The 18,067-nt window shown below is 68.9% G+C and carries 18 protein-coding genes; 12 read left to right on the forward strand and 6 right to left on the reverse strand.

Annotated features, from left to right (window positions below):
* Positions 1–305, forward strand: a 305-nt coding sequence (locus tag QZV81_RS09205) for an LLM class flavin-dependent oxidoreductase (protein WP_292836144.1), incomplete at its 5' end; no start/stop codon positions are given.
* Between the two features lie 34 nt (positions 306–339).
* Complete coding sequence (locus tag QZV81_RS09210) at positions 340–1,671, forward strand: amidohydrolase family protein (RefSeq protein ID WP_292836147.1); 1,332 nt, start codon at positions 340–342, stop codon at positions 1,669–1,671.
* Positions 1,672–1,735: 64 nt separating this feature from the next.
* On the opposite strand, the gene QZV81_RS09215 is transcribed toward QZV81_RS09210, so the two are convergent.
* Entirely contained in the window at positions 1,736–2,722 is a 987-nt protein-coding gene (locus tag QZV81_RS09215) for a PDR/VanB family oxidoreductase (protein ID WP_292836150.1), read from the reverse strand.
* Between the two features lie 197 nt (positions 2,723–2,919).
* On the opposite strand from QZV81_RS09215, the gene QZV81_RS09220 reads away from it, so the two are divergent.
* From QZV81_RS09220 to QZV81_RS09240, 5 genes are all read left to right on the forward strand, one after another.
* The gene (locus QZV81_RS09220) at positions 2,920–4,227 is read left to right on the forward strand and encodes an amidohydrolase family protein (RefSeq protein WP_292836152.1); all 1,308 of its coding nucleotides are present in this window, start codon (positions 2,920–2,922) and stop codon (positions 4,225–4,227) included.
* Positions 4,224–4,970 (forward strand): ABC transporter ATP-binding protein, encoded by a 747-nt coding sequence (locus tag QZV81_RS09225; protein ID WP_292836154.1) that lies wholly within the window; start codon positions 4,224–4,226, stop codon positions 4,968–4,970. The genes QZV81_RS09220 and QZV81_RS09225 overlap by 4 nt, the downstream gene beginning before the upstream one ends.
* A complete protein-coding gene (locus QZV81_RS09230; RefSeq protein ID WP_292836156.1) occupies positions 4,967–5,866 on the forward strand; it encodes an ABC transporter permease in 900 nt (299 codons plus the stop codon). Before QZV81_RS09225 ends, QZV81_RS09230 begins: the two co-directional genes overlap by 4 nt.
* 40 nt (positions 5,867–5,906) lie before the next feature.
* On the forward strand, positions 5,907–7,112 hold the full coding sequence (locus QZV81_RS09235) for a hypothetical protein (protein WP_292836159.1): 1,206 nt from the start codon (positions 5,907–5,909) through the stop codon (positions 7,110–7,112).
* 146 nt (positions 7,113–7,258) lie between these two features.
* The gene (locus tag QZV81_RS09240) at positions 7,259–8,314 is read left to right on the forward strand and encodes a methylenetetrahydrofolate reductase C-terminal domain-containing protein (RefSeq protein WP_292836162.1); all 1,056 of its coding nucleotides are present in this window, start codon (positions 7,259–7,261) and stop codon (positions 8,312–8,314) included.
* 35 nt (positions 8,315–8,349) lie between these two features.
* Here the strand turns inward: QZV81_RS09240 and QZV81_RS09245 are convergent, their stop codons facing one another.
* Positions 8,350–8,949: a cupin domain-containing protein gene (locus QZV81_RS09245; RefSeq protein ID WP_292836165.1), complete on the reverse strand. Its 600-nt coding sequence runs from the start codon at positions 8,947–8,949 to the stop codon at positions 8,350–8,352.
* A gap of 71 nt (positions 8,950–9,020) precedes the next feature.
* Between QZV81_RS09245 and QZV81_RS09250 the strand changes: the two genes are divergently transcribed.
* From QZV81_RS09250 to QZV81_RS09260, 3 genes are read left to right on the forward strand one after another with little or no spacing between them, the layout of a single operon-like run.
* Positions 9,021–10,343, forward strand: a complete 1,323-nt coding sequence (locus QZV81_RS09250; protein WP_292836168.1) for an FAD-binding oxidoreductase — start codon at positions 9,021–9,023, stop codon at positions 10,341–10,343.
* Positions 10,340–11,137 carry a creatininase family protein gene (locus QZV81_RS09255; protein WP_292836171.1) on the forward strand — a complete coding sequence of 266 codons (798 nt, stop codon included), beginning with the start codon at positions 10,340–10,342 and terminating at the stop codon, positions 11,135–11,137. Before QZV81_RS09250 ends, QZV81_RS09255 begins: the two co-directional genes overlap by 4 nt.
* A gap of 8 nt (positions 11,138–11,145) precedes the next feature.
* On the forward strand, positions 11,146–11,784 hold the full coding sequence (locus QZV81_RS09260; RefSeq protein ID WP_292836174.1) for a pyridoxamine 5'-phosphate oxidase family protein: 639 nt from the start codon (positions 11,146–11,148) through the stop codon (positions 11,782–11,784).
* A gap of 59 nt (positions 11,785–11,843) precedes the next feature.
* On the opposite strand, the gene QZV81_RS09265 is transcribed toward QZV81_RS09260, so the two are convergent.
* Positions 11,844–13,307: a carboxyl transferase domain-containing protein gene (locus QZV81_RS09265; RefSeq protein ID WP_292836177.1), complete on the reverse strand. Its 1,464-nt coding sequence runs from the start codon at positions 13,305–13,307 to the stop codon at positions 11,844–11,846.
* A 142-nt stretch (positions 13,308–13,449) separates the two neighbouring features.
* Here QZV81_RS09265 and mftA point away from each other — a divergent pair, with 142 nt between their 5' ends.
* Together mftA and mftC are read left to right on the forward strand one after the other, a co-directional pair.
* On the forward strand, positions 13,450–13,560 hold the full coding sequence (gene mftA, locus QZV81_RS09270; RefSeq protein WP_292836180.1) for a mycofactocin precursor MftA: 111 nt from the start codon (positions 13,450–13,452) through the stop codon (positions 13,558–13,560).
* Entirely contained in the window at positions 13,560–14,807 is a 1,248-nt protein-coding gene (gene mftC, locus QZV81_RS09275) for a mycofactocin radical SAM maturase (protein WP_292836183.1), read from the forward strand. The genes mftA and mftC overlap by 1 nt, the downstream gene beginning before the upstream one ends.
* A 69-nt stretch (positions 14,808–14,876) precedes the next feature.
* Here the strand turns inward: mftC and QZV81_RS09280 are convergent, their stop codons facing one another.
* From QZV81_RS09280 to QZV81_RS09290, 3 genes are all read right to left on the reverse strand, one after another.
* Positions 14,877–16,181 carry a CoA transferase gene (locus QZV81_RS09280; RefSeq protein WP_292836186.1) on the reverse strand — a complete coding sequence of 435 codons (1,305 nt, stop codon included), beginning with the start codon at positions 16,179–16,181 and terminating at the stop codon, positions 14,877–14,879.
* Positions 16,182–16,218: 37 nt separating this feature from the next.
* Complete coding sequence (locus tag QZV81_RS09285; RefSeq protein ID WP_292836189.1) at positions 16,219–17,373, reverse strand: CoA transferase; 1,155 nt, start codon at positions 17,371–17,373, stop codon at positions 16,219–16,221.
* A gap of 350 nt (positions 17,374–17,723) precedes the next feature.
* On the reverse strand, positions 17,724–18,067 hold a 344-nt coding region (locus QZV81_RS09290; protein ID WP_292836192.1), incomplete at its 5' end, for an acyl-CoA dehydrogenase family protein.

The following is an 18,067-nucleotide window of genomic DNA, read 5'->3' on the forward strand; positions in this document are numbered from 1 at the left end:
TGGGAGCCAAGGGCAAGAACTTCTACAACGACGTCGTCTCCAGCTACGGCTTCGAAGCCGAGGCCGCCGAGATCCAGGATCTCTACCTCGCGGGGCGCCGCGCCGAAGCGGTGGCCGCAGTTCCCGACGAGCTCGTGGAGGGAGTGACCCTTCTCGGCGATCCCGACCGGCTGCGCAGCAGAATCGCCGCCTTCGAGGCGGCCGGGGTGACCGAGCTGCTTCTCGCCCCCGTCGCCGACTCCGCCGAACGGCGCCTCGATGACGTCGTCGCACTCCTTGAGCTCGCGGCGCGTGGCCGCGATTAGTCCATCTCCGACCGGTGCGGACGCACCCCGCGGGATGCTGTCGATCACCGGAGCCGACCGGATCGTGGTCGACGCCGAGAGCGAGCGAGACGGCGCGCTCGTCATCGGGCGCGAAGGCACGGTGCTCGCCGTCGCGCAGCCCGTGCCCAGCGGCGAGACCCTCGACGCCACGGGCTGCATCGTCACGGCGGGCCTCGTCAACGCTCACCACCATCTGCTGCAGACGGGCTTTCGCACGCTGCCCGGCACGCGCGGAGTCGCGATGCGCGATTGGCTGCCGGCGATGGCGGCGGCATATGCAGCCGTCGGCATCGATGCCGACCTCACCAGCGCGACAGCCTCTGTGGGCCTGGCGGAAGCGCTGCTCTCGGGCGTCACCACCGTTGCCGATCACCACTTGAACTGGCCCGATCCGGCGGCGACACGATCCGGCGGCGACACGATCGCCGACACCGTCGCCATCGCTCGCTCGGTCACCGCCGCCGCGACGGCGCTCGGCGCGCGCATCGTCTTCGTCCGCGGATCGGCGCGCGATGACGCAGAGGCGGCCGCCGCGAGCGCGGAGGCCATCGTGGCGGATCTTCTCACCGCGGGGCACGCGGGCGGCGTGACGGCCGACGGCATGCTGCAGGTCGCGGTCGGCCCCGCGGGCGTGCACTCCGACCCCGAAGCGACGTTCCGTTCGCTCGGGGAGGTGGCCCGCCGACACGGGCTGCGCCGCCGCACGCAGGCGAACGAGCAGGTCGACACGGCGGTCGCCCTTGAGCGCTACGGCCGACGCCCGCTCGATCTGCTCGACGAATGGGGATGGCTCGCTCCCGACGTCACCATCGCGCATCTGTGCGATGTCACGGATGCCGAGATCGCGCTGCTCGGGGAACATGAGGTCACCGCGACCCACGCGCCCGGATGCGACGTGCCGATGGGGTGGGGAGTCGCACCCGTCGCACGACTCCTCGATGCCGGAGTCGCCGTCGGCCTCGGGACATCGGGCGGCGGATCGAACGACGCCGGTCACCTGCTCGCCGATGCGCGCCTCGCGATGCAGGTGTCAGCGCTCGTGGGCCCACAGCTGCCGGCTCGCACGGTGCTGGGCATGGCCACGACCGGCAGCGCTGCCGGTCTCGGGCGCACGGACATCGGGCACCTTCGACCCGGCGCACGCGGGGACGCGTGCGTGTGGGATGTCTCGGGTGCCGCAGATGCGGGCGTCGCCGACCCGGTCGCGGGACTGCTGTGGGCGGCACCCGGGCGCCGCCCACGACACGTGGTGATCGGCGGCAGAGTCGTCGTGCGCGACTACCGGCTCGTCAGCGCCGACGAGCACGACCTCGTCGCCGCGCTCGAGCGGCGCCTCGTGGCCTGAACCAGCCTGAACCGGCCCGAGTCAGGCTGAATCGGCCGAGCAGCGCCGCGGCCCGGCGACGTCTTCAGAGGTCGAGCACGATGCGCGGGCCCGCCGCCCGCGAGACGCACACCATCATGACGGCCGACTCCTCGCGCTCGAAGGGCGTCAAGATCGAGTCGCGGTGCTCGATCTCACCCTGAAGCACGGGTGCTTCGCACGTGCCGCACGTGCCGCGCCGGCAGCTCGAGAGCACGGTCGTCGCGGGCGACTGCTCCCGAATGGCATCGAGCACGGATTCGCCCGGATCCACGACGACGACGTCGCCGCTCAGGGCGAGTTCCACCTCGAACGGGCCGGGCCACACCGGTTCGCCGAACTCCTTGGCCTCGAACCGTTCGACGTGCAGGGTCCCCTCGGGTGCTTCGGACAGCTCCCGCTCGAGCGCCTCGATCAGGCGCGACGGTCCGCAGGCGTACACGGCGGCACCTTGCCTCGACTGCTCAGCGACTGCCGTCACATCCAGCCGCGCACCCTCGTCTGCGGCGTACACGCGCACTCGCGCCGGATGAGCAGTGGCGAGCTCATCGACGAACGCCATCGTCGCGCGCGAGCGCCCCGCGTAATCAAGGGTCCAGTCGACGCCCGCCGCATCCGCCGCCGCGACCATCGCCCGCAGCGGCGTGATGCCGATGCCGCCGGCGACGAATCCACAGCGCTCGCCCGGAGCCGCCACGAAGGGAAAGTGATTGCGGGGGCCGCGCACGCGGATGCGCTGGCCGACCGCCACGAGCTCGTGCACGCGCACCGACCCGCCACGGCCCTCATCCTCGCGCAGCACAGCGATCCGCCACCTCGATCGATCGCCCGGGTCGCCGCAGAGCGAGTACTGCCGCTCCAGCGGCCCGCTCCCGTCGATCGCCGGCAGGATCAGGTCGATGTGCGACCCGGCCGTCCACACGGGCAGATCGCGCCCGTTGGGCGACGCCAGGTCGATCATCACGACGCCCGCGGCGACGTCCGAGCGCGCGGCGACCACGAGGTCGCGCTCCACGTCGCTGAAGAAGCTCACTGTCCGTCTGTCCCTCCCCCGCATCCACCGCCCGTCCAGGATCGTGGCGCAGACGCCGGCGGACTGCATGCGTAACAGGTCTGCAACACGGCCTGTGCGTCGGCGAAACACGGTACGCGTTGAATGTGTCCCACGATCAATTGTTGGCCAGACCAACAGGATGCCACGGTCTCGAACCGATGCGAAAGGCACGCCGCATGCCCGTCACGCTCCCCCAGGATCTCCTGCCCGGGCAGCTCATCGCGCGTCTGGACGATGTGACCCTCGCCGACGGCGCGACCGCCGGCATCCGCTTCGTCGATGGCCGCGTCGCCGGCCCGGTCATCACCGGCGCTGCACACACCACGCGACTCGTCGGTCGCCTCGCCGAGCCCGACGAGGCGACCGACGTCGCGGCCGACATCGACGCGGCCGGCTGGCTGCTTCTGCCGCCGGCAGCCGACATGCACGCCCACATCGACAAGGCCTACACGTGGAGCCTGTTCGGCGAACCGGAGGGTTCGCTCGACGACGCGGTCGCCTGCTGGCAGCAGCACGGCGCTGCACTGCGCGAAGAGCAGATCGCCGAACACGCCCGCCGGCAGCTGGATGCCGCATTGCGTGCCGGGGTCACTGCCGTTCGCACCCACGTGAACTACCACGAGGGCGGCGATCCGCTGCGCGGGCTGCGCGCGGTGCTCGAGGCCCGCGACGATTACCGCGGGCTCGTCGATGTGCAGATCGTCGCGATGCACGGGCAACTGACCGATGACGCGATCATCCGCGATGCCATCGCGCTCGGCGCAGATCTGATCGGGGCCGCCCCGCACCTGAGTGACGACCCCCGCGGAGAGATCCATCGCGCTGCTGCCTTCGCCGAATCCGCGGGCATCGGCATCGATCTGCACACCGACGAGACGCTGGACCCGCAGTCGCTTGACCTCATCGATCTCGCGCGACGCACCGTCGACTGGCCCGCGCACATGACCCGGTCGGCGGGCCACTGCGTCAGCCTGGCCGTCCAGCCCCCCGCCCGGCTGGCCGCAGCTCTCGACGCCGCCGCCGAGGCGCACGTGAGCATCATCGCCAACCCCCTGACCAACCTCTACCTGCAGGGTTGGGACCATCCGCGCGCGATGCCCCGCGCGCTCCCGCCGCTCGCCGCCATCCTCGACGCGGGAATCGTCCTCGCCGCCGGTGGAGACAATGTGCAGGATCCGTTCAACCCACTCGGCAACGGCGACATGGTGGACGTCGCCGTTGCTCTCGTGCTGGCCGGCCACCTCCCGCCCCGACGCGCATGGCAGGTCGTCGCGGCGGGTAGGAAGGTGCTCGGTCTGCCCCCTGCGACGGGAGCCATCGGTGACGCCGCCGACGGTGTCCTGGTGCGGGCCGCATCAGTGGGCGAGGCCCTCGCCGAGCGCGCGCCCGACCGAATCGTCATCCGCGGCGGACGCGTCGTCGCCACCCGCAGCACCCACACCACCGCTGCCCCACTCCGGGAGAGAAGCGAGCTGCGCATATGACCCTCACCTCGACCGCGTCCACGCTGCGACTCGACGACGTCACCAAGGATTTCGCCACGGGAACGCGGGCCCTCGCCAACATCTCGCTCTCGGTATCGCGCGGCGAGTTCGTCTCTGTCGTCGGGCCGTCCGGCTGTGGCAAGTCCACCCTCCTCCGCCTCGCATCGGGGCTCGACACCATCAGCGCCGGCCGGCTGGAGGTGGATGCCGCCGTGACGAGTTTCGTCTTCCAGGATCCGACCCTGCTCGAGTGGCGCTCGGCGCAGAAGAACGTCGAACTGGTCGGCGAGCTTGCGGGCGTCTCACCGAGAGAACGCGCGGAACGCGCGCGGGAGGCCCTGACTCTGGTAGGACTGCTCGGCTTCGAGAAGCAGCATCCGCGCCAGCTCTCCGGCGGCATGCGCATGCGCGTGTCGATCGCCCGCGCGCTCGTGGCCGAACCGCAACTGGCGCTCTTCGACGAACCGTTCGGCGCGCTGGATGAGATCACCCGGCTCAAAATGCAGGTCGAGCTGCAGCGCATCTTCCAGATCAAGTCGTTCGCGGCGATGTTCATCACCCATTCGATCTCGGAGGCCGTGTACCTCTCCAGCCGGGTGCTCGTGATGAGCGGACGGCCCGGTCGCATCGTCGACGATGTCGAACTGCCGTGGTCGTACCCGCGACCGCCCGAGCTGAGGTACGACCCCGAGTTCGGCCGTATCGCGGGCCACATCTCGAAGGTGCTGGAGGACAACTCATGAGCCAGAAGACCCTCACCGCGCCGACTCCACACGTGACCGACGCGGCCCCCATCGCCCTCACTCCCGCTCCCGCACCCGCACCCGGCGGCACCCGGAGGTTCGCGCGCGCGGCGGGAGCTGCGGGTTCCCGCTCCCTGCCGATCGTGTTGGCGCTGCTCGGCATCCTGGTGATCTGGTACGCCGTCTCCTACCTGTTCCTCAGCGAGGATCGGCGATTCCTCCTTCCTCCTCCGCACGAGGTCTTCGGCGAGACGTTCGGCAACACGAAGGTGATCGGGCCCATGCTCGTCGCACTCGGTCAGACGATCAGCGTCGCGCTGATCGGGCTCACGCTCGCCGTCGCGATCGGCATGGCGTGGGCCATCCTGATGTCGCAGTGGCGCATCGCGGAACGCGTGCTCTATCCGTACGCCGTCATCCTGCAGACGATCCCGATTCTCGCCCTGACGCCGCTGATCGGGATCTGGATGGGCTATGGCATTCCCGCGCGCGTCGCGGTCTGCGTCATCATCGCCGTCTTCCCCATGATCTCCAACACGCTCTTCGGACTGCAGTCGGCCGAGGCCAGTGCCCACGACCTGTTCACCCTCAACAAGGCCACCAGATGGCAGCGCCTGACCAAGCTGCAGCTGCCCGCGGCGATCCCCGCGATCTTCACCGGTCTGCGCAACGCCGCCGGTCTCGCCGTCATCGGCGCGATCGTGGGCGACTTCTTCTTCCAGCAGGGCTCGCAGGGCATCGGCGGCCTGCTGCGCACCTACACGCTGCGACTGAACATGGAGTCGCTGTTCCTCGCGATCATCTTCACGGCACTCTTCGGGGTCCTCGTCTTCTCGATCTTCGCCGCTCTGGACCGCGCCATCGTCGGCCGGCTGTTCGGACGAAAGAACACCTGACCGTCCTGCCCCAAGCCGCATCACACATCTGGAGGAACCCTTGCTGACACTGACCCCGACCGTGCACCTCCGGTCCGCCTTGACCGCCGGCGCCGCCATCCTGCTCGCCATCGGCCTCGCCGCGTGCTCGAGCGAACCCACCACCGACGCCTCCGCCGCGCCGGGCGAGTCCGCACCGGCCGCCGAAGCCGGCGGCCCGCTCGACCTGTCGGAGGTCTGCCCCGCCACCGTGGTGATGCAGCAGGACTGGCAGCCGGAAGCGGAGCACGGCGCCATGTACGCCCTCGTGGGCGATGATTACACGGTCGACACCGAGATGAAGACCGTCACCGGCACCCTCGTCGCACAGGGCGTGGACACCGGCGTCGATGTCGAGGTGCGCCCCGGCGGACCCAACGTGAACTTTCAGCCCGTGACGGCACTGATGTACCTCGACACCGACATCCTCATCGGTGCCGTGAACACGGATGCCGCGATCGTGGCCGCAGCCGACCAGCCGACCGTCGCGGTGACCTCGCAGCTGACCTGGAGCCCCCAGATCCTGATGTGGGACCCCGAGAGCCACGATGGCGCCGAGACGATCGAGGAGGCCGCCGCCGACGGAGCGCCCGTGGTGACATCGGGCGACATCATTCCCGCGCTTCTCGAGTCCCAGGGCATGATCGACCAGTCGCAGATCGACCTGAGCTACGAGGGCACGCCGCAGCGCTTCGTGTCGGACCCGAGCATCCTGCAGCAGGGGTTCGCGACGGCCGAGCCGTACATCTACGAGAACGAGATCCCGGAGTGGGGCAAGCCGGTCGGATACCAGCTGATCTCGGATGTCGGCTACTCCATCTACCCCGAGCCGCTGGCGGTGCGCGCCGACGCGGTGGAGGAGTACAGCGACTGCCTCGCGAAACTCGTGCCGATCATGCAGCAGTCCCAGCTGGACTACCTGAACGATCCCGCCGAGACCAACGACCTGATCGTCGATCTCGTGGAGCAGTACGACACAGGCTGGACGTACTCAACGGGTGTCGCCGACTTCTCGGTGCAGCAGCAGGTCGAGCTCGGCATCGTGCAGAACGACCCCGCCTCGGGGGTGTTCGGCCAGTTCGATCCCGAGCGCATGCAGTCGATCCTCGACGACTTCGTCCCGTTCCTCATCGAGTCGGGCTCGCTGACCCAGACGGATGCGGATGCGATCGACATCGACTCGCTGTACACGAACGAGTTCGTCGACACGTCGATCTCGATGGACTGACCGGCGCACCGCCCAACTGACATGACACGTCTCCCCCCGGGTCCGCGGTGCCCTCCCGCTGCCGCGGCCCCGGGTCGGGAGCGCGGCGCGGGCCGGCGCGAGGCCGCTCATCTCGCTCACGCGCGCAGTCTGGCCGGGCGGCAGACGTGCTGACTTCGAGCGAAGCGCCCGCCCGTCACGCGGAGTGTCCCAAGACGATGGCCTACGGACCGTGCGGCGGGGTGAACGCCGACGGCACATGCGAAGTGGCCCCGAGCCGATGTGTGTTCCTCGGCGAGACCCTTCCCATCAGCTGGACCGGACCCGGCGACGCTGCGCACGGCCCCGCTGTCGGTACGGCCGCCGGCACCGAAGTCCTCGACATCCTCGCCCGCCGACCGCTGATCATGACGGGATTCCCCGCCCGGGCGATGGACTCCGGCGACGTGGCCCGCACCGCCGACGTGCTGCGCGGCAGCACCGATGCCGTGCTGTCGGGCGACGCGGGGCACTCGCGCACCCAGTTCCCGCCGGCCTACCGCGCCGCGCTGATGGCACGGTCGGGCATGCGCGCGTGGATCGGGCTGAATGCCCGGGACCGCAACCGTGTGGCGCTCGAGGGCGAACTCGCGGCGCTCCGCGATACCGGCGTCGCGGGGGTGCACTGCGTCACGGGCGATCACACCCGCACGGGCGACCGCCCCGACGCGCAGCCCGTCTTCGACCTCGAGTCGACCACGCTGCTGCCTCTCGCGAGCAAACTCGGACTTCTCACATCGTTTGCGGAGTCCCCCGACGCACCCCCGGTCGCCGCGCGCGGTGCGCGGGTGCGCGAGAAGGAGCGCGCCGGAGGGCGCCTGTGCCTCACGCAGTACTGCGGCGACGCCGAGGATGTCGCCCGGTTCGTCGAGCGCTGCGTCGAAGCCGGTGCGCGCGCGCCCCTGCTGCCAGGCGTCCCGCTCGTCGTCGATCGCGACGGTGCCGAGCTGCTCGCGTCGTTCCACGCCGCGACACTCCCCACCGGATACCTGCAGCGTCTCTTCGCCGCTCGCGACATGCGTCGCGAAGGAATCCGCCTGGCGCTGTCCTATGCCCGCTCGCTGCTCGACGTTCCGGGTGTACGCGGCGTCGTCATCGCAGGCGGCGCCCGGGACGGCGAGGAGCAGTCGTATGCCCGGGCGCTCGCCACGGTCGCCGCCGAACTCGGCGGGGGCAGCCCGTGACCGCCGAGTCCCCGTGCGCGGCCCGCGGATCCGCTTCAGCGATTGTGCTGCTGCTCCTTGACCACCAGCATCCGGCAGCTCATGCCCTCCGGGGTGCGCCACTTGTGCGGCACCCCGCTCTCGTAATACGTGGCATCGCCCGATTGCAGGTGCACTTCTGCGTCGCCCAGCACGACGATCAGCTCGCCCTCGAGCACATAGACGAACTCCTCCTCGTCGTGCTCCCACCACATTCCGTCGTCGGTGAAAGCACCCGAGAAGATCATCGGCAGAAACCGCGCCCGCTGCGCTGCGAGCACGGCGACCGCGCCCGAGCCGGCATCCACCGTCGAACCCGACCGCTGCCGGTACACGTGGTAGCTGCCCGCGGGCCGCTCGGGCGGCTCTTCCGTGAGCAAGTCCTGCTGCGTCGTACCCAGGGCGTTCGCCACGCGGAACAGGGACACCATGCTCAGCCGCTCGCGACCGCGCTCGACCTGACTGAGGAACGAGTGCGACAGCCCGGCCGCGGTCGCCGCCTGCGTCAGCGTCATGCCCCGGCGTTTGCGCAGCGCGCGGATGCGTGCCCCCAGCTCCCGCACCGAGTCATCGATGTCGCCCCGCCGCGCACGCGGGCCCGCCGCCCCATCCGTCATGCGTGCAGGCTATCGGCCCCGCCCACACGGCGCCGCCAAGCCCACGCGGCGGAGGCAAAGAGAGGAAACACATGAACCACCCCGACTACGCCGCGCTCGAGGCCGACCTGAACGACCTGCTGGGCACCCGCGGCGTCAGCAGCGACATGCGGCAGCGAGAGAAGGCATCCGTCGACGGCGCACGCATGTCGCCGATCATCTCGGAGCTGCTGCCCCTCGGCGTCGCCGATCTCGTCGCCTTCCCCACCACAGCTGAACAGATCGCGGCGGCCGTCGCGCTCGCCGTGCACCACGGGGTTCCCGTGACGCCGCGAGGCAAGGGCACCGGAAACTACGGGCAGGCGATCCCGATGCGGGGCGGGCTCGTGGTCGACACCTCACGCGCCCGAACCATCGTCGGGATCGACGACGACACGATCACCGCGGATGCCGGGGCCCCTATGAATGCGCTCGAACAGGCCGCGCGCGCCGAGGGCAAGCAGCTGTGGATCTATCCGTCGACGGTGCACTCGAGCATCGGCGGATTTCTCGCCGGCGGCTCGGGGGGCACCGGGACGATTGCGCACGGGAGCAACGACGCGGGCTTCGTCGCGGCTCTCGATGTCGTCACGCCGGCCTCAGGCGGGGTGCTGCTGCACGTCGAGGGCGACGAAACGCTCGGGTATGTGCACAACTACGGCACCGCGGGCATCATCGCGCGGGCGACCGTGCGACTGGAGCCGCTCCAGGACTGGCGGGGGCTCTATGCCTCGTTTCCTGACTTCGCGGGCTCGCTCTCGGTGCTGCGCACACTCGGCCGGCTGAGGCCGGCCCCGCGCCTGGTGTCGGCCGACACCCCGCACATCACGGCCCAGCTTCCGCCCGACGACGTCTTCCCGGCCGGGCGCAGCTCGCTGCGCATGATCGTCGACGCATCGCTGGTGGCCGAGGCATCCGCCATCATCTCCATCGCGGGCGGGCGCATCGAGGACGTGCGCGAGGGGCCCGGCGTGTCCGCGGCGATCTCGGTGCTCAGCTACAACCACCCGATCGAGTGGCTGCAGAAGTCCGAGCCGGGCGTCTACTTCCATGTCGAGGTGTCGGGCGACGCGCTCGTCGACCGCATCGACGAGGTGCATGCCGTCTACCCGGGCGGGCTGCTGCACGTCGAAGCGGGGCATGCCGGGCCGATCGGGATGCTGGCCGGCGTGTATGAGAGCCCCGAGGCGGTGTACGCGGGCATCGCCCAGCTCGGCGCGTTGGGCGTCGGCGTGCACAACCCGCACCAGTGGAATGTGGACTTCCGACTGAACGACACGGTTGCGCTCGCGGCGAACACCGACCCCGAAGGGCTGCTCAACCCCGGCAAGCTCAATCCGGAGTACGCGGGTCCGATCAAGGGCGCGATCCGATGACCGGCCCTTTCCTCCCCGCGTCGCGCAACTGGGCCGACCTCTCCGGCCCCTCGCTCGTGGCCGCGACCTCCGGCCGCTCGATCGCGGTCGTGCCCATCGGAGCGATTGAACATCACGGTCCGCACCTGCCGCTGCGCACCGACGCTCTGGTCGCCGAGGCCGTGGCATCGGCCGCGGTGGAACGGGTGAGCGCATCCGGGATCGAGGCCTGGCTGCTGCCGACGATCCAATACGCCAAGTCGGACGAGCATCACTGGGCCCCGGGCACCCTGTGGATCGAGGGTACGACCCTGCTCGACCAGCTGATCGAGCTGGGGCGATCGGTCGCGATGACTCCGGTGCGCACGGTCGCGTTCGTCAACGGACACGGCGGCAACGTGATGCTGCTGGGCTGGGCGAACCGCGAGCTGCGGCGCCGCTTCGGCCTGCGTTCGTTCTCGATGCCGGCGGGTGCGGGCATCCCGGGCGACGGCGAAGAGGGCCGCCCCGACGAGAGGGGTCAGGGCATTCACGCGGGCTTCGGCGAGACCTCGATCGTCATGCACCTGGCGCCGCACCTGGTGGCTCCGGAGATGCCGCCGCGAAACGTGCCCGAGAAGATCGCGGGCATGACGCACATCGGATTCAACCGCAAACCGGTCATGTTCGGCTGGACGAGCGAGGACTTCGGACCGACCGGCGTGATCGGCGACGCGACCGGCGCGAACCCGGCCGACGGCCGACTGATCTTCGAGCGTGGAGTCGACTTCGTCAGCGAGGCGCTGACCGAGATCGACGGCTTCGAGTTCGGCTAGGGGGACCTGTGGAATCAATCGACGGCCGACTCATCGTCGAGGTGCCGCTCATCGATCGGGCGACCGACCCGGTGCAATCCGACAGCCCCGCCGCCGACCCGACCGCCCTGGCGAAGGAGTGGCTGCCGGCAGACGGAGAAGACCGCATGCTGATGACCGTCTCGACGGTGGATGCCGAGGGCTTCCCCCGCGGGCGGACGGTGATGCTGAGCGAATTCGACGGAGAGCGCTTCTTCTTCCACACCGATTCTGCGAGCCAGAAGGTCGCTGATCTGACCGCGAATCCGAAAGTGTCGCTCACGATCCTCTGGCCCGGTTTCACGCGCCAGCTGGTGGTGCAGGGGACCGCCGAAGCGGCTCCTCCGGACGAGGCATCGCGCGCGTACGAGACCCGGTCTCCCTACCTGCGCCAGCTCGCGTGGCTCAACGACGCGGAAACCGCCATCCTGCCGCGCGCGGAGCGCGAGCAGCGCTGGGCGGCGTATGCCGCACGGGTACCCGATCCCGTGCAGCCCGACAACTGGGTCGGATACGGAGTCTCGCCGCACCGCCTGCTGTTCTGGGTGTCACACCCCGACGCTCCCAGCCGCCGCGTGGAGTACACCCGCACCGCCGCGGGCTGGAAGCACCGCCACCTGCCCGGGTGAGCTGCCGCGGCCTCGAGGAGCGATCCCCGCACTCCACGGCGATCGCGTGGACTGGCCGATCAGCGCACGCGGAAGCGCATGCCCCGTCGAGCGGTGAGGTCATCGATCGACGCCGACGCGAGCTCACCCACCGCACGCGCGATCGCCGCGGCGACTCTGTCGCAGAGTGCCTCCGCATCCTCGGCGGGTTCCGGGACGACTTCGTCCACGATTCCGTCTTCGAACAGGTGCCACGACGCGATGCGCTGCTGACGGGCGATCGCCGGCGCGAAGTCCGTCGTCCCGTGCATGATCGCGCTGGCGCCCTCGGGCGGGAGCGGCGAGAGCCAGCTGTTCTCGGCCGCGATGATCCGATCGGCGGGGAGAAGTGCGATCGCGCCGCCGCCGGCCCCCTGACCGAGGAGCACGCTGACGACCGGGACGCGAGCTCCCGCGAGCGCGACCATCGTACGGCCGATCTCTCCGGCCAGACCGCCTTCTTCCGCCTCTTTCGAGAGCGCTGCCCCGGGCGTATCGATCACGGTCACGATCGGCAGCCCCAGATCCTCGGCGAGCCGCACACCACGCGAGGCGACGCGGAGCGCACCGGGCCCGAGCGCAGACTCGCGCGTCTGCGCGCGACGGTCCTGGCCCAGCACGACGGCACCACGCCCGGCGAACGAGGCGAGAGCGAGCCACAGAGTGGGATCGAACTCGCCGCGGCCTGTGCCGCTGAGCGGGATCGTCGACGCCGACGCACGCCGGAGAAGCGTGCGCAGCCCGGGACGGCCCCTCGCGCGCGAGCGCATGACGATCTCCCAATCGTCGATCTCGCCCGGCGCAGACGCCGGGCGGGGTGCGGATACGGGAATCATCGACGCCGGAGCAAGGATGCCGAGGACCGTCGTGACGAGGGAGCGCAAGTGCCGCGCGTCGATGACGGCATCGATGAGACCATGGCGGTAGAGGTTCTCGGCGGTCTGCACGCCCTCGGGGAACGGCTCGCCGTAGAGCGCCTGATACACCTTCGGGCCGAGGAATCCGATGAGCGCGCCGGGCTCGGCGACAGTCACATGCCCCATCGACCCCCACGAGGCGAAGACTCCACCCGTCGTGGGATTGCGCAAATAGACGAGGTAGGGCAGGCCCGCAGCCCTGTGCCTGACCACCGCGGTCGAGATCGACACCATCTGCACGAAGGCGCGCGTCCCCTCCTGCATCCTGGTGCCGCCGGAGATCGGTGCCGCGAGCACCGGTATCCGCTGCTCGGTCGCCCGGTCGAAGGCGGCGATGATCCGCTCCGCCGCGGCGACACCGATGGACCCGCCGAGGAAGCCGAACTCGCCGACGACGACCGCCACGCGGTGTCCGTCGACCATCCCCTCCCCGGTCAACACGGCCTCGTCGGCACCCGATCGCTCTCCCGCGCGCGCGAGAGCGGCGACGTAGTCCGGGTCCGCGCCCGGTGTCTGCGCCGCAGAGTCCCACGAGCGGAACGACCCGTCGTCGAGCACCTGTGCGATCAGTTCTCGCGCACCGGTCATGGATTCCGTCCCTCGGCGGTCGTTTCGCGTGCTCGGCCGAAACTCACGCGTCCGTGACGCTTCCCTTCGGCACTCGGTGTCATTAGTATCGTCCACATCAGAGTGCACGACAACACCGACCTGCTGACGCAAGGAGCATCCCATGGATACGCAAGCCCGATCGACTGATTCCACGGCCGTCGCATACGAGGTCATCGAGGTCGACTCGCTCGTCGAGGAAGTATCGATCGACGGCATGTGCGGCGTCTATTGATGGCCACCATCGAGGCGCCGGTGCGTCCGGCGCGGCTGGTTGATCATTTCGAGCGTGGGTTGGATGCGCCGATCTGCTTGACGTGGGAGTTGACGTACGCGTGCAATCTGTCGTGTGTGCACTGTCTGTCGAGTTCCGGCCGGCGTGATCCGCGCGAGTTGAGTACGGCGGAGTGCAAGGCCGTGTTCGACGAGTTGGAGCGGATGCAGGTCTTCTACGTCAACATCGGTGGCGGTGAGCCGACGGTGCGCCCGGACTTCTGGGAGTTGCTTGAGTACGCCACTGCGCACCATGTGGGGGTGAAGTTCTCGACCAATGGGGTGAAGATCACTCCGGATGCGGCGGCCGCTCTCGCGGCGAACGACTACGTCGACGTCCAGATCTCGCTCGACGGTGCGACCGCCGAGGTCAACGACGCGATCCGGGGGCCTCGTTCGTACGAGACCGCGTTGCGCGCGATGGCGAACCTGCGTGATGCGGGGATGAAGGGCTTCAAGCTTTCGGTCGTGTGCACGCGCACCAACATCGGTCAGTTGGATGAGTTCAAGGCGATCGCCGACGAATACGGTGCGCAGTTGCGTCTGACCCGGTTGCGTCCGTCGGGTCGCGGAGCGGACGTGTGGGATGAACTGCACCCCACACAGGCGCAGCAGCGTGAGCTGTACGACTGGCTCGTCGCTCATGGTGACCAGGTCCTCACGGGGGATTCGTTCTTCCACCTGTCGGCGTATGGTGAAGCGCTCCCGGGCTTGAACCTGTGTGGTGCGGGTCGTGTGGTGTGTCTGATCGATCCGGTCGGTGATGTGTACGCGTGCCCGTTCGCGATCCATGACGAGTTCCTCGCCGGCAGTGTCCGTGACGAGGGCGGGTTCGCGCAGGTGTGGCGTCACTCCGACCTGTTCACCCGGTTGCGGGAACCGCAGTCCGGTGGTGCCTGCACATCCTGCCAGTTCTTCGATACCTGCAAGGGCGGGTGCATGGCGGCGAAGTTCTTCACCGGGCTGCCCCTCGACGGGCCTGACCCGGAATGTGTTCAGGGGTACGGTGAGCAGGAACTCGCGAAGCGCAAAGACACCGGTGGTGGTATCCCTCAACCCACCGGCGACCACTCGCACCGAACCACACCACCCCGTCCCCGCGACGGAATGAGTCCGGTACGCGTCACCATCAGCCGACGCGAAGACATCCAAGCGCCACCCGTCAGCGCCTGCGCAGAAAACCCCCTCGCAGGATTCACCACGGCCTGACGCTGGAGTGACCGCTGTGACATGGTGAAGGCCGGGGCGCACGCCCCGGCCTTCACCATGTCACCGGTGTCACGCGTAGGTGCCGTCCGGATTCCAGTAGCCCTCGGCGATGTGCCCGTCATCGATGGCCTGCTGATATTCGGCATCCGTCAGGCCGACGACCTGCTTGTATACGTACTCGTTGTCGAGCCCCATGCCGCTGATGGGCTCCCACTTGAGGTCGGGACCCGTCCAGTGCCAGTGGTGCGCGGGGTACTTGTAGGTACCTGCATGGGCGGACTCGATCTCGCGGAGCATGCCGCGGGCCGCGACGTGCGGATCGTTGAACACGTCCTCCTCGTTGTAGAGCGGGCCGGCCGGAACGCCCCGTGACTGGAGGGCATGGAAGGTGTCCTCCCGACTGCGGCCCGAGGTCCACGTCCGGATCTGCTCGTCGATCTCGTCCTGGGCCGCAAGCCGGCCGGCCTGCGTGGTGAACCGGTCATCGGCGGCCCACGCGGGATTCCCCATCTCGGCGATCAGCTCGGCCCAGTCCGCGTCGCCGCGAATCGTGATGCTCACCCACTTGTCCTCGCCTGCGGCGGGGTACGCGCCTTGAAGGTAGTTGCGGTCCCGGTTGCCCATCGGTGCGCTGGGATTTCCCGTGGAGGCGGCGTCGAGGTACATTTCACCCAGATGCTGCATCTCGTTCTCGACCTGGGGGAGCGCGATCACCTCGCCCTTTCCGGTCTGCGCGCGGCGGCGCAGCGCCGCGACCACAGCGAAGGCCCCGGTGGCTCCCGCGGCGGGGTCCATCTGGAACACGCTCGTGGTGGTCGCCGGAGCGCTGTCGGCATAGCCGCGGACCGCAGTGACGCCGGCGAGCGCTTCGAAGTGCGCGCCCAGGCCGAGGTAGGTGGAGTAGGGGCCGTCCTGCCCCAGCGGGGGCAGTCGCAGGATCACCAGTTTCGGATTGCGTTTGTGGAGGGTTTCGGGGTCGATCCCGAGGTGCTCGAGCACGGTGATGTTGTTGTTCTCCACGAGCACGTCGGACTTCTCGACGAGGCTCAGAAAATGCTCCCGCCCCGACTCCTTCCTCAGATCCAGCGTCGCGAGCTTCTTTCCCCGCGCATGCATGTTGAACATGGCTGCCCGGTCCCACGGCCTCTCGCCGGGGTCGCGGTCCGGGTAGGCACCGCCCATGATGCCCATCATCGCCATCATCTGTGGAGAAGGGCGGGCGACCAGGCCGCGGGTGCTGCTGGGGAACACCCACGGGTTGTCCACCCGGATCACCTCCGCGCCCAGATCACCCAGATACATCGTCACGGACGGGCCCGACCACACCACGGTGAAGTCGATGACCCGCACGCCTTGCAACGGCAGGTGCGCCATGATCACTCCTTTGTCATCATTGTCGGCAGTGCGCGGTTCACAGCGATCCGAGGACCGCCTCGGTGTCGGCGCCGAGCTTCGGCGCCTGCGCGATGTCCCACCCCGCGTCGACGTTGAACGGGGCGCCCATGTGCGTCACCGGACCGACGGCGGGATAGTCCACGGTGTGGAAGAAGCCGCGGGCGGCGAAGTGCTTGTTGTGGATCACCTCGGCGGGGGAGTTGATGGAGGTCACCGGCCACTTGTGCTCCTGGGCCTGCTCCATGACCTCCTCCTTCGTGCGTGACAGCAGCCAGGGGTACATCCCGGCGTCGATCGCCTCCTTGGTTTCGATCCGCGGGAACAGCGCCGGGTTCGCGGCCACCTCGCCGAAGTACGCGTTCATGTCGGGATCCTGGACCGTCGCGAGCATGCGCGGCAGCCACGCCTGTGTGATCATGATCTGGACGTACCCGTCGTCGGTGGGGTACGCGCCGTTGGGAAGGATGCCGCCCAGCAGGTCGCCGCGAACGCTGCTCTCGCCGTTGAAGGCGTAGTTGACCAGGAAGGTCGTGCGCCGGTCAGGGGATGTCAGGCCCACTTCGAATCCGGAGATGTCGACGTGGCTCGGTTCGCCCTGCTCCTCCGCCACCATATGGGCGGCCAGTGTTGCCAGTGCCGCGACATTGCCGGTCTGATACACCTGCATGTAGCCGCCCAGCTTGAGCGGTTCGCGGTCGGCGGATCCGTTGCCGAGCATCGGTCCGCCCATGCCGTAGTAGATCAGCTCCGAACCCTCGTAGTCGGCGTACGGGCCGTTCTGTCCGAACGGGGTGATGCTGGTGAGCACGAGAGTCGGCTGCACGGCCAGCAGATCCTCGTACCCGAGTCCCCATCCCGCCAGAACTCCCGGCTTGAACGACTCGACCACGATGCCGGCCGTCGCGACGAGCTTCTTCAGGCTCTCGCGATCGCTCTCCCGGTTCAGGTCGAGCACGACGGACTTCTTGCCGGTGTTGTTGTGCAGGTACACCGCGGAGCGGTCGATCCCCTCCTCGTTTCCGATGAACGGCGCCATCCGGCGAGTCTCGTCGCCCTCGGGAGGTTCGATCTTGATGACCTCGGCCCCGTAGTCCGCGAACATCTTCGTCGCGTAAGAACCGGCGATCCCACCCCCCAGTTCGATCACACGGATGCCTTCAAGTAGCCTCATTGCTCCTCCTCCGTCGCCCGCTGCGCGGGCTCCGTCCGTTGCAGTCCCACGCGTCGTTGCGTTGGACCGGTACCGTCTCGGCGCCTGCGGGTGCCGGAACGGGATCGCTAACGGTAGGTGCGAAAAGCACACACCGCAACCCTCATCCTCGGCGGGTCATCCGATGCCGCCGAGGCTTCTGCCCAATCGACTCATCCAGCACCTCCATGTGCGGCGAGATCTTCTCGACGAAAGCCCGAGTCGTCTTTGGCACGGGCAGTCACCGATGATGAGACCCTACTGTGATGGGACCCATGATGTAAAGGGATCTGCTCTCGGAGCAGCGCCGCCGGTGCGCGAGCACCCGGAAGTCAACCGCTGACGATGTCCTTGAACGCGATGTCCTTGTCCAGCCGGGGTTCGCCGGGCAGACCCAGCACACGATCACCGATGATGTTCCGCTGGATCTCATCCGACCCGCCCGCTATGCGGATCGCGGGGTTGCTCAACAAGCCCATCTGCCAGACGCCGGCGTCCGCCGTGTCCTTGTGCATCAGCATCCCGTCGCCACCCATGATGGCCAGGGCGACGTCGGCGGCGCGTGTGCCGAGTCGGGCCGCTGAAAGCTTTCCGATCGATCCCTCGGGGCCGGGGATCTGACCCTTCGAGAGGGCCGTGAGCGACTTGTAGCCGGTGAACCTCAAACCCTCGGCCC

Origin of the sequence: Microbacterium sp., assembly GCF_011620665.1 — a bacterium.
In the GTDB taxonomy this organism is placed as follows: Bacteria; Actinomycetota; Actinomycetes; order Actinomycetales; family Microbacteriaceae; genus Microbacterium.